We start from the raw sequence: 16,672 nt of genomic DNA on the forward strand, positions 1-16,672 counted from the left end.
AGCAAAAATAATTTTTTATTCTCAAAAGACGAAGGCATCAACGAGGTCATTTATATTGGCCAAAGGCATCGGCTTGGCACGCCCTTTATCGCTTCGAAAGCTGACTGGTTGCCGGAAGGGCAAACACTACAACCGGGACGACCTCAATAACCAATACAGAGCTAGACAACTTACTGAGAAACGGAAGCCCCAAAGTCGCAGTTAAAGTTATTGACGTTTGCCAATCTGAACCCCCTACATAAAAGATGAATCGCCCCTGATTTTGTAGACGCAAATGACTGGCAGCAATGGGTCGGATAGCGACGGTCTAGCATAGACCGTCGCAGTGGTTGGTCAGACTTCTGTCTGCTCTGCCATTTCCAGGGCGTCATCGACCTCGATGCCCAGGTACCTGACGGTGCTTTCAAGCTTCGTATGTCCCAGCAAGATTTGAACTGCTCTCAGATTTTTTGTCCTGCGATAGATCAACGATGCCTTGGTGCGCCGTAGCGTGTGAGTACCGTACATGGTTGGATCAAGACCAATGGCGGTCACCCACGCTTTGACTATTCGAGCGTACTGTCTGGTGGAGAGATGGTCTGAGTCGTGCAAACGGCTCGGGAACAAGAAATCCTCGCTGTGGAGGTGAGCTTGATGCATCCAGGCCTCCAGAACCGTTCGGGTTTGCTCAGTGATTTCAAATTGCACTGGGTGATGGGTTTTCTGCTGCATCACGATAGCCCGTGACGACACATGTTCCCCATGGGCTATGTCTCGGACTCGCAGCTTGGTTAAGTCACAGGCACGCAATTTGCTGTCGATAGCTAAGTTGAAGAGCGCCAGATCCCTTGTCCTCTCAGCAAGCTGAAGTCTTACGCGGATAGCCCAAATATCTCTGACTCGGAGCGGCGCCTTTTGCCCGACGAGCTTTCCCTTGTTCCAAGGCTGACGGCGATATGTAGCAATTGAGTTCATGGCTTGTCCTCCAGGTTGAGGGAGGACAAGGGTGGTTCAGTCACAGTGCATCGTGGTCGTTATTTGCCCCATAACTGCCAGTCATTTGTGTCTACAGAATCAGGGCAATTCATATCTATGACTGGCGTAACCTCATAATGGAATCTGTGATGGCTTGAGCATTTGTGTCCAGCGTTTCCATGGCCGACATTGCGTTAGCAGCGACACTTCCCACTCCATTTTCTGAGAGCCACTTGGTTACTTCTTCTATCGCTGCGCCTAAGGCATGCTGATTGTGCAGGAGCAATGTCAGAGCGTCCGCCGTGGCGATCTTGCAGTCTGAGTTATCTGACATGGCGCTCGTCCTTGAGGAGTGATGTAGGAAGTCTAGTTCATCTCCGTCGTTGGCTGAGCTGATGCTGGCGGGCAATTGAACAGATTGCGCACAAGCAGACGTCGCTTATGGGCGGTTTCCGGCCAGAGGCGGACACTCACCGATCCCCAGTTATTTTCAGAGGGCGACGGCTGGTAGTAATCGACCGAGCAGGATGGAAGGAGCAACCTTTAAGGCTCCCCTTCCCCGACCTCACTCCCACCAGAGATATTTAAGACAACCGATAGTCGACCTGATGTCGCGCGATGCGTGAATTACCCAACTCCCCTTTCACCCGTAAATGTTCGGGATGGGAAGCGTAGGCGTCCAAGGCTTCCTGGGATTCGAATTCACTGTAGAGCACCACATCGCACGCATAGTCGATGCGGCTGAAGTCGACGCCAACTTCGATTTTCAGAAGCCCGGGAATCAGCCCGGCCAGTCCTTCGAAACGCTCCTTTAGAAACAGGCACGCCTGCCTGTGCGCTTCAGGCGTTTCCCCTTCCAGTTTCCACATCACGATGTGCTTGATCATCGCGGACTCCCCCATCGTGTCGGTCATGCCAGCCATTTCAAACCTTGCTCTTCTGGTAAACATCCACGAATACCGCCGCCAGCAACACGGCGCCCTTGATCATCTGCTGGTAGTCGATGCCGATGCCCATGATCGACATGCCGTTGTTCAGCACACCCATGATGAAGGCACCGATCACCACACCGACGACCTTGCCTACCCCACCGGAAGCGGAAGCGCCGCCAATGAACACTGCCGCGATGACATCCAGTTCGAATCCGGAGCCCCCGCGTGGTGTAGCGCTGTTCAGCCGGGCTACAAAAATCAGGCCTGCCACCGCTGCCAGCACGCCCATGTTGACGAAAGCAAAGAAGGTCACACGCGACGTGTTGATCCCCGACAATTTCGCAGCTTTGAGATTGCCGCCCACTGCATAGATCCAGCGGCCGATCACGGTGCGGTTCATGATGAAGGTGTACACACCGATCAACACGCTCATGATCACCAGCACCGTAGGTATGCCGCGATACGTAGAAAGCAGGTAGCAGAAGTAAACGATGAGCGCCGTGATCACGCCGTTTTTCAGCGCGAACAAAGCCATTGGGGCGACGTTGCCACCGCTCTTGACCGTACGTCTGCGACTACGGTATTCGACGACCCAGAACGCTGCCGCAACGGCAATCCCCACCAGCAAGGATGTAATGCGCAAGTGTTCATTGGCAAAGATGTCGGGAATGAAGCCCGAGCTGATCGCCGAAAACGCCGGAGGGAACGGCCCGATCGACTGCCCCTGGGAGATCGCAATGGTCGCGCCACGAAAGATCAGCATGCCAGCCAGGGTGACAATGAATGAAGGCATGCCCCAAATCGCGACCCAGTAGCCCTGTGCGGCGCCAATCAGCGCGCCAGTGGCGAGGCAGATGATGGTGACGGTGAAGAAATCCATCCGGTACTGAACCATGAGTACGGCAGCAATCGAACCGATCACACCGACGACAGAACCGACCGAAAGGTCGATGTGACCGCAGACGATTACCATCAACATGCCCAGCGCCATCACCACGATGTAGCTGTTTTGCAGCAACAGGTTGGTCAGGTTCAGCGGCTGCATCAGCGCCCCGCCGGTGGCCACCTGGAAGAACACCATGATGACGATCAACGATGCTAGAAGACCATACTCACGCGCGCCGCGCTTGAATGACGTGAGCGCTGATGGTTTGGATGCGAGAGGTACGCTGACTTCGTTCACTGGATCACCTCGTTTTTCATGATTGCGTGCATGATTTTTTCCTGCGATGCCTCTGCGATCGGAAACTCGCCGACAAAACGCCCTTCGTTCATCACATAAATCCGGTCACAGGTACCAAGCAGCTCCGGCATCTCCGAGGAAATCATCACGACACCCCTGCCCTCGCTAACCACCTGATTGACCACGCCATAAATCTCGTACTTGGCCCCCACATCGATGCCACGGGTGGGCTCGTCGAGGATCAAAACCTTCGGATCGGAAAACAGCCACTTGCCCAGCACCACCTTCTGCTGGTTGCCCCCCGACAGTTTGTCCACCGACTGCAATACGTTGGGGGTACGAATGCGCAGGCGTGTCTGGTAGTCAACGGCCACTTTGGTCTCGACCAGTTCGTTCATCACCCAGCGTTTGGACACCGCGGCTAGGTTGGCCATGCTGGTGTTGCGGGTGATGCTCTCCCCCAACACCAGACCGGCGCCCTTGCGGTCTTCGGTAGCATAGGCAAGGCCTTGATCGATGGCCTTGCGCACGGTGCCAAGGTCAACTTCACGTCCTTCCAGGCGAGCCTTGCCGCGAATGTTGGTGCCGTAGGTGCGGCCAAACACACTCATGGCGAATTCGGTACGGCCAGAGCCCATCAGCCCGGCGATGCCCACTACTTCGCCACGGCGCACGTGGAAATTGATATTGCGAATGCGGTCGCGGCCCGGGCGCTCGGGATCGCCCACCGACCAATCTTCGACCTCGAATAGCGTTTCGCCGATCTCGCTGACGCGCGACGGATATCGATCCGACAACTCGCGCCCGACCATGGAACGAATCACCCGAGCTTCGTCGATAGGCTCGGCGCGGCAGTCGATGACGTCGACGGTACTGCCGTCGCGAATCACCGTGATCTCGTCAGCCACCCGACCAATCTCGTTGAGCTTGTGGGAGATGATGATCGAGGTAATGCCACGCCCCTTGAGTTCCAGCATCAGCTTGAGCAAGGTGTCGCTGTCTTTTTCATTGAGGCTGGCGGTGGGCTCGTCAAGAATCAGCAGGCGCACGTCCTTGGCCAGCGCCTTGGCGATTTCCACCATCTGCTGCTGACCGATGCCAAGTTTGCCCACCAGGGTTTGGGGGCTTGCATCAAGGCCGACACGGGCAAGCAAATCACGGGCTCGCCGGTGCGCCTGGTTCCAGTCGATGACGCCATGCCGGGCGATCTCGTTGCCGAGAAACAGGTTCTCGGTGATCGACAGCATCGGCACCAGCGCCAGTTCCTGGTGAATGATGCAGATGCCCAGCGCCTCGCTGTCGCGCAATCCCTGGAAGATTCTTGGCTTGCCGTCGAAGACAATCTCGCCGGTGAAGCTGCCATGGGGATAGACCCCGCTGAGGATCTTCATCAGGGTCGATTTGCCGGCACCGTTCTCACCGCAGATCGCATGGATTTCGCCATCGCCAACCTTGAGGTTGACCCGGCTGAGCGCCTTCACCGGGCCGAAGCACTTCTGGATATCACGCATGTCGAGAATTGTTGTTGTCATGTTCTCTCTCCTGCCCGCACGCACGGTACACTCGCCTTAGCGCAACTGTTCCGAGGTGTAGAACTTGGTGTCGTCCACCAGAACTTTCTGCCAGTTGTTGCCGTCGACCAGTTGTGGCGTAAGCAGTTGGGTCGGCACGATCATCACGCCGTTGTCGTAGGACGTGGAGTCATTGACCACCACCGTCTTGCCGCTCAAGGTGGCGTCCATCATCTGCGCAGCGGCTTCAGCCAGTGCACGGGTGTCCTTGAAGATGGTCGAGGACTGATCGCCGCGAATGATCGACTTGATGCTGGCGACCTCGGCATCCTGTCCGGTGACAATCGGCATGGCCGCCTTGCCCGAGCCATAACCCACGCCGCGCAATGAAGACACCACGCCGGTTGCGATCTGGTCGTTCATCGCCAGCACGGCGTCTAGGTGCGCGGTGCCGTAGAAGGCGCTGAGCAGGTTATCCATGCGCGCCTGGGCCTGGGCGCCATCCCAGTTCGGCGTTGCTACTTTCTCCATCGCTTGTTGGCCGCTGCGAATCACCAACTTGCCGCTGTCGATGTACGGCTTGAGCTGCGACATCACCCCCGCGTACACCACGTGGGCATTGTTGTCGTCTGTGGAGCCGGCGAAGATTTCCAGGTTGAACGGCCCCTTGCCCTGTGCAAGTTGCAGCTTGTCGACGATGGACTGACCTTGCAGAACACCGGTGCGGTAGTTGTCGAAGGTGACGTAGTAATCGAAATCCTTGGTGTTGCGGATCAGGCGGTCATAGGAAATGACCTTGATGCCTTTTTCCTTGGCCTGCTTGAGCACATCAGCCATGGTCGTGCCATCGATCGGCGCGACGATCAGGCCCTTGATGCCCTTGACCATCATATTTTCGATTTGCGACAGCTGGGTTGGTGCTTCGTACTGGGCGTACTGCAAATCAGTGTCGTAGCCGAGCTTCTTCAACGAGTCGACGATACTGCTGCCATCCGACACCCAACGCGCCTCGGTTTTCGAGGGCATGGCGACGCCGATGGTGCCTTTGGTGCTGGTAGCGCTCTTGTCGCAGGCACTGACGGCCAATCCCAACAGTAATGCGCCGGCAAGCTTGATGATCGTGTGCATGGTGACCTCTTCTTTTTGTTGTTGGCATTTCTCGGGATGCAGGTCCCCTTCCGACCCTGTAAACAGAGTCGGCCGGGGTATTCGCTAACGGGACTGCGTGTAGCCGATTACTTGGCCAGGATGACTTCCTGGCCGTTCAATTCAGCGGACTCGAACAGCGCTTCGAGAATCACATTGATGTTGTGTGCCTGGGTGGCCGGCACGGTCGAAGGGCTGCCGGTGCGCAACGACTGGACGAAGGCTGCGGCCTCGCGGTCGAAATACACCGGGTTGCCGATCTCGGCGATCTCCGGGGAATAAACCGTTTTGCGCACGGCCCAGATCTCCGGGAAGCTATTCTCGTTCCAGTGCGTCCAGCCTTGCTGATGGCCGTTCTTGCCATCGTGGTACAGCTTGTACGACGCTGGCATCGGCGTGGAATGCATGACGCCATGGGTACCGTAGGCGGTAATATCCCAGCTTTCGGTCCAGGGCATCGGGTCCCAGGACATGAAGTCGATGGTGATTAACTTGTCATCGTAGTTGAGCACTGCGCCCACCGCGTCTTCGCGCGCCGAATCGCTCATCTGCCCGGCGAATTTGGTGATCCGCGCGTTGACCGATTTGGGCATGCCAAAGTGCAGCAGCAAACGATCGATGGTGTGGCAGCCAATCACGTAGAAGGCGCCACCGCGGTCGCCCGGTTGCTTCATGTGGTTGGTGTCGGCTTCATCGTGGGAGCAACCGGCATGGGCGCGCACTTGCAGGACCTTGCCGATTTCTCCGCTTTGCAGCACTTGCTGCATCTTTTCCACCGACGGCGCGTAGCGCCAGCAGTAGCCCACCTGGAACAACCCGCCGGTGCGCTCAACCGCTTCGACGATACGCGTGGTATCGATGGTGCCGCGACCCGCCGGTTTTTCGCAGAGCACCGCCTTGCCAGCTTCCAGGGCTTCGATGGCCCAGTCGGCCATCAGGTAGCTTTTAGGGTGTACCAGTACGACGTGCACATTCGGGTCGGCGAGGATTTCTTCCTTGCTGCGCGCCTGCAAGCCCAATGCATCGCAGAACGGTTCCAGTAATGGACTGTCGTCAAAGGCACCGAGGAACTGCGCTCCGGGTATGCGTTTGAACGCCTTGACGCGGCCCGACGTGTGCGGGTGAGTGATCCCCAGGCAGGCCACACCGATGGTGGCGCCACTCTCAAGCTTGTAGGACATGTTGTTCTCCTGATGTTCTTGTCCGAATTGGCGAATGACCGTTCAAGCTCAGAGACGGACTGCGCGCCCGGTCTTGACCGACTCGACGGCGGCATCGGCCAGCTTCAGGGCCTTGAGGCCGTCCTGTACGGTGGTCGGCATTGGGCTGCCTTTGACCAGTGCATCGATGTAGGCATCCAGTTCGGCCTTGTAGGCTTGCTGATAGCGCTCAAGGAAGAAGTTCAGCAACGGCTCGCGAGCGTCAGTGACGTCCTGGCTCCAGCGACGGATGGTGGTCGGGCGCAGGTTGTCCATTTGCAGCATGCCTTTGGAGCCGAACACCTCGATACGCTGGTCGTAGCCATAGACCGCCTGGCGGCAATTGTTGATGTGGCACTGTTTACCCGACGCGGTCTGCATCTGCACCATCGCCGTGTCGTAGTCGTCGTACTTTTCCATCATTTGCGGATCGATCAGACGGCTGCCGATGGCGGTCAGTTCTACCGGCTCCTCACCCAGCAGCCAGCGGCCGATGTCCAGGTCATGGATGGTCATGTCGCGGAAGATGCCGCCCGAATGTTCAATATAGTCTTCCGGTGCCAGGCCCGGGTCACGGCTGCTGATGATCACCTGGCGCACTTCGCCGATATCACCGGCTTCAATCGCCGCGCGCATTTCGGCGAAGGTGGTCTCGAAGCGGCGGTTGAACGCCAGCATCACCCGGCCGTTGAGGCGCTCCACTTCTTCCACCGCGGCCAGGCTCTTGGCCATGTCCAGATCGATGGGCTTCTCGCACAGCACCGCTTTGCCCTGGCGCACGGCACGCAGCATCAGGCTGATATGAGTGTGGGTCGGGGTGCCGATGACGATGGCCTGGACGTCGTCGCGATCGATCGCTGCTTCGCAGTCAGTCATAGCGTCAGCGCCGAGTGCACCGGCCAATTGCTCAGCAGCACTGCCGAATGGGTCAGCCACCACCACCAGTTTCGCGAACGGGCTGGCCGCAACGTTGGCTGCGTGAATCTTGCCGATGCGGCCGGCGCCGAGAACTGCGATACCTACCATTGTCTTTCTCCTGAAAAATCTGTTGTTCGTTGTTTTTTACGAGCAAAAATTGACGTGTCAGACCGATGCATCAATTCGGGAACTTGATCCCTTCGAATTGCGCGATGGTTGTTTCAAAGGTTCTCTTGGCCACCACATCCAGCGGCAGCTTGCGCAGTTCAGCGGAGATCAGCTCCACGCCCCAAGGCCCGTCGTAGCCGACGTTCACGACTTGCTGGATGAACTCCGGCACGTCCAGCTGGCCTTCACCACAGCATTTGCGGTAGTGCGTGGAATCGTTGAACAGGGTTTCGACGATGGCGTGATTGGCGTCATCCAGTTCGATGGACTTGATCAACTCCAGTGGGATCTTGGCGATTTCATCGAAGCTCATGCCGCCACGCGCCACGTGCCAGGTATCCACCAGAAGGCCGCCGTTGGGGCGCACGCCTTCGGCCACCGCGATGGCAAGATCGATGGTATTCACGCTGGAAAACGGCAGGAACTCGATCACCACATTGGTGCCGAAAGGTTGGGCCCGATCGCACAACACCGCGAAGGTGTCACGCATGCGGGCGATGTCGGGCGGCCCGTCTTCGAACAAACCGGCAGCTACCTTGAGGCTGCGCGCGCCGAGCTCGCCAGCGACTTCCAGCAGTTCGTCGCGGACCTTGTCCGACGCCGCGCGGCGTTCGCCATCCAGGTGCCAGTCGGTCAGGAACTCGACTTCTAGGTGCTTGATGCCGTTGTCCTGAAAGATATTGCGTACGGTGGAAATACCCAGCTTTTCAACGTTGTGCAGGATGTCGGCATGCACCAGCCCCATGCCGCGCCAGCCGGCTTTCGACGCCGCCTCTGCACGTGCTTGCAGGGAAAACGGGCTGATCTCGCTGGGAGCCCCGGGATAGGTGTCGCCAGCGAGGGTCCAGTAGGCAGCAAGCAGTTCAATGTTTTTGTTTGGCATGACGATCACTTATGAGTGAGTGGTTTCAGGACGGTCGCTAACAGATGTTGATGATTCAGGCCTGGGTCAGGACAAAGTCCCAATTCACCGCCAGGAACGGCACCTGCAAGTCATAACGACTCGCCAGTAGCGGATCGGTTTGGGTGGTGAACTCGGCAATCAATTCCTTCTTCACGCCGAACACCGTGTCCTCGTGCAAGTACGGGCAATCGGGGGTGAAGATGTGGGTGATGACCTGGTCGTAACCTTCGGCGGTCACAATGAAATGCAAATGCGCGGCGCGGTTGGGATGCCGCCCCAGATCACCCAGCAACTTGCCTACCGGACCGTCGGCGGGAATCGGGTAGTGACGCGGCTTGACGGTACGGAATGCGTAATAACCATCGGCATCGGTGGTAAACAGGCCGCGCAGGTTGTAATCCGGTTGTACGCCTTTTTGCTGCACGTCGTAGAAGCCGTCGTCGTTGGTCTGCCAGATGTCCAGGGTCGCGCCGGCGATCGGGTTGCCCGCGATATCGAGTACCCGGCCGCTAACCAGCGTTGGCTCGCCCTTGCCGTCCAGGCAGATGTTCGCGCCGCTTTCGTAGCGCGGCGCATCGGCCACGTAGAAAGGCCCGAGGATCGTGTTCGGGGTGGCGCCCTTCGGCCGCCGATGATTAATCGCATCCACCAGCATGGTCGCGCCCAGCACGTCCGACAAAAGGATGTATTCCTGGCGCCAGTCAGTGCACATCTGCCCGGTCTGGGTCAGGAACTCGATGGCCTTGAACCACTCATCATGGGTCGGTTCGATCTCCTTGATGGCTGCATGTAGGTGCCGAGTCAGTACTGCCATGACTTCAACCAGCCGTGGGTTGGCATCGGCAGAGTTGCGGGCATTGACAATTTCGGCGGAGTGTTCCTCTTCGAAAAGACCGCCGATGGCGATGTCGGTATCCAGATGAGCAGTCATGACTTTTGATCCTTGTTTCATTGTTCTTGAAGGCCAGCAGGCTCTTGATATTTGGACTGCCGGCAGACGCTGGTCGTTCTCAATAAGCTTGAGCGTCGACAGCACGCCACTTGCGGCCATTGAAGCGTTGCTTCATCTGCTGTTCGATTTCTTCCAGGGTCAGGCCCTTGGTTTCCGGCAACCACAATGTGCAGAAGACGATCGAGCCGATGTTCACCACGGCGAACAAAAAGAAGGTCATACCGCCCATCACACTCAGCAACACCGGGAAGACGAAGGCGACGATCGCATTGAAAATCCAGAACACGCTCACTGAAATGCCATTCATCAGACCGCGTGCATGGGTCGGGAAAAGCTCCGACATCAGCAGCCAGTAAACCGGGCCGATGCACATCTGCATGAAGAACAGGAACACCAGCACGCCGGACAGCGCCAGGTAGCTTTGCACCAGCGAGTGCGGCATGAAGTTGAGCACCACACCGAGGAAGATCTGCGCCAGTACGACGACGGTCAGCCCCAGCAACAGCATCGAGCGACGGCCCATGCGGTTGATCACCCACATGCCAATCAACGTGGCGATCACCGAGACCACACCATTGCCGATGGTCGCGATCAGGGCAGCGTTGATGCCCATGCCGGTCTCTTTGAGAATCATAGGCGTGTAGTACATGAACGCATTGACGCCGGTGAACTGGATCACGAAGCCCAGACCGATACCAATGGCCAGTAGCTTGAGCAGCCAGGGCTCATTGAGCGTCGCGAGCACACTGGTCTGGCGAGCTTCGACTTTGCACTGGGAGATGATCTCCTTCAGCTCGCGGTCCGCTTCGTGCTGCGTATCACGGATACCGACCAGTACCGTCTTGGCTTCTGCAACGCGGCCTTTGCTGACCAGCCAGCGCGGCGAGGTGGGGACGAAATGCATGCCGACATAGAGCAGCGCCGCCGGGATCAAGGCGATGGCCAGCATGTAGCGCCAGATCGTCGGGCTGTCGAAAAGATGCGCCAGTCCTGCACTGGCGACATAGGCCAGACATTGCCCGGAGACGATCATCAGCTCGCTCTGGCACACCAGCCGGCCGCGATGCTTGGGGGCCGCCAGTTCTGCAATCAATACGGGAACGGTGGAAGATGCACCGCCAACGGCGATGCCAAGGATGAAGCGGGTGACAACCATGGACCACATGTCAGGCGCAAGTGCGGTACCCAGGGCCCCCAATGCAAACAGCAGGGCCAGCGCCTTGAGTACGCCGAGACGACCATAACGGTCGGACAGTTGCCCGGCGAACAGCGCGCCGACGGCGCCGCCAAAAATCAGTGAGGACGCCACCAGACCTTCCGAGACCGGGGTCAGACCGAGGCCGCCCTGGCTGGCATCCAGTGACATGAAGGGCAGCGCTCCGGAGATGACACCTGTGTCATACCCGAATCCCAATGACCCCATGGTGGTGATGGCTGCAATTCGCCAGAGAATTTTCGACGAAGCACCTACAGTTCGACTGTTAGACATGAGGTCAACCTTTATTGAAGTTATGTGTGCACTCAGTGGAATCGAGACTACTGCCATTGAAACGGAAAACAAACGCCCTAACGGCAAATGTGTTTTCCACTAGATGGAAAACTGAGAAATCCGGCAGTTAAGTCGCGCGAACGCGCGACTTGGGGGATGAAGCGGAACGCGGTATCAGCGCGTCCAGTAACGCTCATATTCATGCTCGGCAAAGTCCGCGAGCAGAAAGTCGATGAATACACGCAGCTTGGTAGGCATATAGCGTCGGCTCTGAAACGCCATGTTGATCGTCAGTCGCGGCAGGTCCCAGTCATCCAGAACCGGGATCAGGCGCCCCGCCACCAGGTCGGCGTTGATGATGTATTTGGGCTGCACCAGGATGCCTCCACCGGCTAAGGCCGCTGCCCGTACGATCTGCCCATCGTTGGTCTCCAGCATGGGATCAACCTTGATCGCGACCTCTTCTTCGCCTTTGGTGAAACGCATGACCCGGGGCTGGTTGGCGTGGCTGTAAATCAGCACGTCATGTTTAGCCAGGTCTTCGATGGTCTTGGGCGTGCCCATGCGTTGCAGATAACCCGGTGAAGCGGCAAGCACCCTGCGCGTCTCAGCCAAGCGGCGAATGGTGATGTTGGAGTCAGGCTCGTATTCCTTGGTCCTGATCGCCAAGTCTATTTCGCTGTCGATGATGTCGAAATAGCGGTTCTCGCCCAAGACCTTGACGTTGATGTGCGGGTACTTCTTGCGAAACGCCGGGATCAGCGGCGCGATATGCAGCATGCAAAACGAAATGGACGAGGTGATGGTCAGGGTGCCAACTGGCTGTACCAGTGATTCGGTCAATGAAGCCTCGGCCTCCTTTAACTCGCCGAGCAGGCTTTTGCAGCTGGTATAGAACTGATGGCCGGAATGAGTCAGCGCCAGACGGCGGGTATTGCGATCGATCAACCGCACGTTGAGTCGTTGCTCCAGAGCAACTAGGTGTCGACTCGCGGCGGCGTTCGATAACCCGAGCAGTTCTGCCGCTTTGCTCAAGGTCCCCACTTCCGCCGTCGTGACGAAAAGCTCCAGTTCGGTTAACCGATCCATTGCGTGCTCCGCTTTTACTTTTTCATATATGAAATAAAGATTTTCTTTATCAGCCTTTTTTTGCGCCGTGCGGAACTATAACGTGCAGCGCTATAGCCTGAACAGAGCCGTTGGCGGCCGACCTGCGGCAGGCAGACAGGGCACAAAAAACCAAAAAAATCTCGGAGTCACGATGCGTAATCTGGACGAAGCCTCCATCACTCAAGCCGTACTGGCGCGTAACAGTGGCACCACGGATGCGCGCCTTTGCGAAATCATGACCAGCCTCGTGCAGCACCTGCATGCGTTTGCCCGCGACACCAAACTGACCGAGCAGGAATGGCAGCGTGGCATGGATTTCCTCGCCCAGGCGGGCCGGTTGAGTTCAGCGGATCGACAGGAGTTCGTGTTGCTTTCCCACACGCTGGGGCTATCGACATTGGTGCTGGCACAAAACCACAAGAGCCCCAAGGGTTGCACCGAGCCGACAACCTTTGATGTGTCGCAGGCGCAGAACGCCAGGATCTTCGATTTGGGCGCTGACATTAGCGCCGGCCTTGCCGGGCCCAAGTGTCATGTGCGCGGCGTGATTTACGATGCCAAAGGCAACATCATTCCAGGTGCCACCCTGCAGATCTGTACGGCCGGCGGCAGCGGTGCCGATGACTGCAACCCGGCGCTGATTCAAGCCAATCAGGCCGGCGAGTACCATTTCTGGACCGTCGTGCCTGACTGCCAGCCCATCCTCGACGACGGTCCTGTCGGCCAAATGCTCACGTCGCTCAACCGCCACGCATGGCGCCCCGCGCACCTGCAATTCACCATCAGTGCGCCCGGCTATCAACGCCTGACTACCCAGGTTTTTCGCGAAGGCGACCCATATCTGGATTCCGATGCGGTATTCGGCGTGCGTTCCTCCCTGATTGCCGAGTGGATTACCCACGAACCCGGACAGGCACCCGACGGCACTTTGAGCCGCGAAGCGTTCCAGACCCTCGCGTTCGATTTTGTCCTGACCAAACGTTGAATCGCGAGGAAATCATGCTCGACGAACCGTCCATTACCGCGGCCATCAGTGCACTTGAAGAAGAACGTTACCTGTCCATGCGCCAAGGTGACTTGCAAACCTTCGAACGCCTGTCGCATCCCGAGTTGACCTATGTCCATTCAAATGGGGTCAAGGACAGTCTGGACAGCTATCTGAACAAATGCCGTGAAGGTCTCTACGTTTATCACCGTATTGATCACAGGCTTGATGAAGTTCGTATGTCAGGCAATGCCGCCCTCGCCTTTGGTGAAATGTCAGCCGACATCACGTCCCACGGCATCGACAAAACCATTCACAACCGCACGTTGACGGTCTGGCTCAAGACCGGCCTGCAATGGCAATTGTTTGCCTATCAACCCACGCCTATGGCAAAGCCTTCAGCGCTCTAACCGCCCCCGGAGAATCGCCCCATGTCCACCCTACCCTTCATCTATAACGGTCAGCCGTCGCGCGTCATTTTCGGCAAGGGCTCGCTGCAACAACTGGAAGCGGAAATCGATCGGTTGGGCGCCAAACGGGCACTGGTGCTCTGCACCCCGGAACAACGCTCCCAGGCTGAGCACATCGCGCAAATGCTGGGCAATCGCGCCGCCGATATTTTCGACAAGGCCGTCATGCATGTGCCCATCGAAACTGCCCGCCAAGCCCGTGAAGTGGCGAACAAACTGGGTGCCGATTGCGCCATCGCCATCGGCGGTGGCTCGACCACTGGCCTGGGTAAGGCGATTGCCATGGATTCGGGCCTGCCGATTCTGGCAATCCCGACCACTTACGCCGGGTCCGAAATGACACCGGTTTACGGTCTGACTGAAAACGGTCTCAAGCGCACTGGCAAGGACCCGCGCGTCCTGCCAAAAACCGTCATTTATGATCCTGAACTCAGTGTCAGCCTGCCCTTGGAGATGTCCATCACCAGCGGCATGAACGCCATCGCCCACGCGGCGGAAGGCCTGTATGCCCAGGATGGCAACCCGGTGATGTCGTTGATGGCCGAAGAAGGGATTCGCGCTTTAGCCGAAGGTATGAAAAAAATCAGCCAAAACCCGGCTGATCTCGACGCGCGGGGCGATTGCCTCTATGGTGCCTGGCTATGCGGCACGGTATTGGGCAACGTGGGTATGGCACTGCATCACAAGCTATGCCACACCTTGGGCGGTAGCTTCAATCTGCCCCATGCGCAAACCCACACCATCGTGCTGCCCCACGCCATCGCCTACAATCTGCCCGCCGCGCCTGCACTGTCACGGATCAACCGAGCGCTGGGCATCGTCCATTGCAGCCCCGCCGCGGCATTGTTCGATCTTTCCAGTTCGCTGGGTGCGCCAACCCGGCTCAAGGATCTTGGCCTGACCGAGGCGGACCTGGATCGCGCCACCGACATCGCACTGTCCAACCCTTACTGGAATCCGAGACCCATCGAAGCGCAGGCCATCCGCCAGTTGCTTCAGGACGCCTATGACGGCGTTCGCCCACAGTAGACCGAATAAATAACACACAAAGTCAGATCGAGTGCTTTCAACTACGCAGAGATATTGCGTATGGCACGAGACAGGCTCAGGGATGAATGAATGGTACCAGCGGGTCGTTTTCTGCCTTTCGCGACCGGCAGAAAACGGCCACAAGCGGCCACTCGCCTGACTCGAAAGGCCACGTATATACGTTCAAGTGGCCTGATTGATTCGGCAGCGGCTGGCCGCTTTTTGAAGGGAAAAAGCTGTCCATATCCGACATCACCACGCCGAGAGGGCGGCATCTTCGGCGTCACGTCGATTTAACGTAACATGTGTTGCGTTAATTAAATCTCGCTGCTACGATCAATCTCACCTTAGTGAAATCTCGTAGGAGAAAGCCGCTATGCAAGACTCTCTGCGCAAGGCATTCCTGGAAGATGGGGCAGTCCTGATCAAAGGGCTTCTGAACGAGGAGCAACTAGCTCGGTGTCGGACTGCCTATGACTGGGCAGTCGAGAACCACGGCCCCAACGCGTTTCGAATGTTCGATGGGACCTTGCAACAGTCGCATGTCGACAATGCCAATCCGCTCGCCAAGGAGCGCCTGGAGGAATTGGTCTCTTCCCTCCCCTTTGGCCAGTTGTTCGCACACCTCTGGGGTTCCGAAAACGTCTGGTATTTCGCCGAGGAAGTATTCCTCAAGGCTGGCGGACGCGGTTCGCGCACACTCTGGCATCAGGACACTTCTTATTTGCCCTGGGCCGGCATGCATTGGGGCAATGCGTGGATCAGCTTCGAATCCGTTCCCAAGCAGAATGCATTGGAGATCATTCGCGGCTCACACCGCGGAACGCGTTTTGATGGAACCACCTTCCTCGACCCGAACGACCCAACCCAACCCTTGCATGGAGGCGGCATGCTGCCTCGCCTTCCCGATATCGAGGCTGAGCGCGAGCAGGCGCCCGATGCATACGAAATTCTGTCGTGGGCAACGGAGCCCGGGGATGTGGTCGTGCTCCATCCCGGCTCGCTTCACGGCGGCGCGCCGGTCGACGAAGCCTTCCCGGATCGCCACACCTTTGTTTTCCGCTTCTTTGGTGACGATGCAACCTTCAACCCCCTGCCGGAGCACAGCGATGCGGGTTATCCGAAGGAAGGCGTTCTGTTCACCGAAGAATTGATGACCTTGAAGCCGGGAGAACCCTTCCGTCACCCCACCTTCCGCCAGCTCGTATGATCGGAGATCAAGCAATGAGTACCCAAAACCTGAAACGGCAAACCATCACCCCTCCCCAATCCCAAGTGTTCTACGATAACTATCACTTTCCGCAAGCGACGCGTGTCGGGGACATGATCTGGGTTTCCGGCCAGGTCGGAATCGACGCCACAATGACACCGGGCAATGGTATCGAAGAGCAGGCGCACCTAGCCTTCCAAGGCTTGAAAATCGCCCTTGAGGCGGCGGGCGCGACCCTGGCGGATGTTGTCGAGCTGATGACATTTCATACTGAGCTTCAAGCTGACACGCACGCATTCATGCAGGTCAAGCACCAGTACTTCCCCGACCGCTACCCGTCCTGGACCGCCATCGGCATCTCGGAACTGGCCCTTCCCGGGCTTCGCGTGGAAATTCGCGCCGTTGCGGTCGTGGGTTGCGGCGAAGCCTGATTTCACAAAGACATCGCGCTTCAGGTTGCCGACCCGCGCGTGATGCCCTCACTGCCCCATCACAACAAGAGCAAGGACTAC

The 16,672-nt window shown here is 57.7% G+C and carries 17 protein-coding genes; 5 read left to right on the top strand and 12 right to left on the bottom strand.

Features of this window, described 5'->3' with window-relative positions; translation table 11 throughout:
- Positions 1-333: 333 nt before the first annotated feature.
- From AC06G5_RS16235 to AC06G5_RS16290, 12 genes are all read right to left on the bottom strand, one after another.
- Positions 334-954, bottom strand: a complete 621-nt coding sequence (locus tag AC06G5_RS16235; RefSeq protein WP_480457529.1) for a tyrosine-type recombinase/integrase — start codon at positions 952-954, stop codon at positions 334-336.
- 115 nt (positions 955-1,069) lie between these two features.
- A complete protein-coding gene (locus AC06G5_RS16240; protein ID WP_160109237.1) occupies positions 1,070-1,288 on the bottom strand; it encodes a hypothetical protein in 219 nt (72 codons plus the stop codon).
- A gap of 250 nt (positions 1,289-1,538) precedes the next feature.
- A complete protein-coding gene (locus tag AC06G5_RS16245) occupies positions 1,539-1,841 on the bottom strand; it encodes a Dabb family protein (protein WP_109788124.1) in 303 nt (100 codons plus the stop codon).
- A 37-nt stretch (positions 1,842-1,878) separates the two neighbouring features.
- Positions 1,879-3,069 carry a multiple monosaccharide ABC transporter permease gene (mmsB, locus tag AC06G5_RS16250; protein WP_480457532.1) on the bottom strand — a complete coding sequence of 397 codons (1,191 nt, stop codon included), beginning with the start codon at positions 3,067-3,069 and terminating at the stop codon, positions 1,879-1,881.
- Positions 3,066-4,601, bottom strand: coding sequence for a multiple monosaccharide ABC transporter ATP-binding protein (mmsA, locus tag AC06G5_RS16255; RefSeq protein WP_480457534.1), 1,536 nt, complete (start codon positions 4,599-4,601; stop codon positions 3,066-3,068). The genes mmsB and mmsA overlap by 4 nt, the downstream gene beginning before the upstream one ends.
- A gap of 36 nt (positions 4,602-4,637) precedes the next feature.
- Positions 4,638-5,708: a multiple monosaccharide ABC transporter substrate-binding protein gene (chvE, locus tag AC06G5_RS16260; RefSeq protein ID WP_160385838.1), complete on the bottom strand. Its 1,071-nt coding sequence runs from the start codon at positions 5,706-5,708 to the stop codon at positions 4,638-4,640.
- Between the two features lie 107 nt (positions 5,709-5,815).
- Entirely contained in the window at positions 5,816-6,907 is a 1,092-nt protein-coding gene (locus AC06G5_RS16265) for a Gfo/Idh/MocA family protein (RefSeq protein WP_160385839.1), read from the bottom strand.
- Positions 6,908-6,955: 48 nt separating this feature from the next.
- Positions 6,956-7,951, bottom strand: coding sequence for an inositol 2-dehydrogenase (gene iolG / locus AC06G5_RS16270; protein WP_160385840.1), 996 nt, complete (start codon positions 7,949-7,951; stop codon positions 6,956-6,958).
- A gap of 70 nt (positions 7,952-8,021) precedes the next feature.
- Positions 8,022-8,894, bottom strand: a complete 873-nt coding sequence (locus AC06G5_RS16275; protein ID WP_480457538.1) for a sugar phosphate isomerase/epimerase family protein — start codon at positions 8,892-8,894, stop codon at positions 8,022-8,024.
- Between the two features lie 55 nt (positions 8,895-8,949).
- Entirely contained in the window at positions 8,950-9,846 is an 897-nt protein-coding gene (locus tag AC06G5_RS16280) for an intradiol ring-cleavage dioxygenase (protein WP_480457540.1), read from the bottom strand.
- Positions 9,847-9,925: 79 nt separating this feature from the next.
- Positions 9,926-11,392 carry a sugar porter family MFS transporter gene (locus AC06G5_RS16285; protein WP_480459898.1) on the bottom strand — a complete coding sequence of 489 codons (1,467 nt, stop codon included), beginning with the start codon at positions 11,390-11,392 and terminating at the stop codon, positions 9,926-9,928.
- A 138-nt stretch (positions 11,393-11,530) separates the two neighbouring features.
- Positions 11,531-12,445, bottom strand: coding sequence for a LysR family transcriptional regulator (locus AC06G5_RS16290; protein WP_480457542.1), 915 nt, complete (start codon positions 12,443-12,445; stop codon positions 11,531-11,533).
- A gap of 172 nt (positions 12,446-12,617) precedes the next feature.
- Between AC06G5_RS16290 and AC06G5_RS16295 the strand changes: the two genes are divergently transcribed.
- The 5 genes from AC06G5_RS16295 (at position 12,618) to AC06G5_RS16315 (ending at position 16,591) form a co-directional block, all read left to right on the top strand.
- Positions 12,618-13,451: a dioxygenase gene (locus AC06G5_RS16295; protein ID WP_480457544.1), complete on the top strand. Its 834-nt coding sequence runs from the start codon at positions 12,618-12,620 to the stop codon at positions 13,449-13,451.
- Positions 13,452-13,465: 14 nt separating this feature from the next.
- On the top strand, positions 13,466-13,861 hold the full coding sequence (locus AC06G5_RS16300; protein ID WP_480457546.1) for a nuclear transport factor 2 family protein: 396 nt from the start codon (positions 13,466-13,468) through the stop codon (positions 13,859-13,861).
- A gap of 21 nt (positions 13,862-13,882) precedes the next feature.
- On the top strand, positions 13,883-14,950 hold the full coding sequence (locus tag AC06G5_RS16305; protein ID WP_480457548.1) for a maleylacetate reductase: 1,068 nt from the start codon (positions 13,883-13,885) through the stop codon (positions 14,948-14,950).
- A gap of 376 nt (positions 14,951-15,326) precedes the next feature.
- Positions 15,327-16,160 (top strand): phytanoyl-CoA dioxygenase family protein, encoded by an 834-nt coding sequence (locus AC06G5_RS16310; protein ID WP_480457550.1) that lies wholly within the window; start codon positions 15,327-15,329, stop codon positions 16,158-16,160.
- Between the two features lie 14 nt (positions 16,161-16,174).
- Positions 16,175-16,591 (top strand): RidA family protein, encoded by a 417-nt coding sequence (locus AC06G5_RS16315; RefSeq protein ID WP_457265888.1) that lies wholly within the window; start codon positions 16,175-16,177, stop codon positions 16,589-16,591.
- Positions 16,592-16,672: the final 81 nt, after the last annotated feature.

The organism is Pseudomonas sp. WT-JTC, assembly GCF_056711565.1.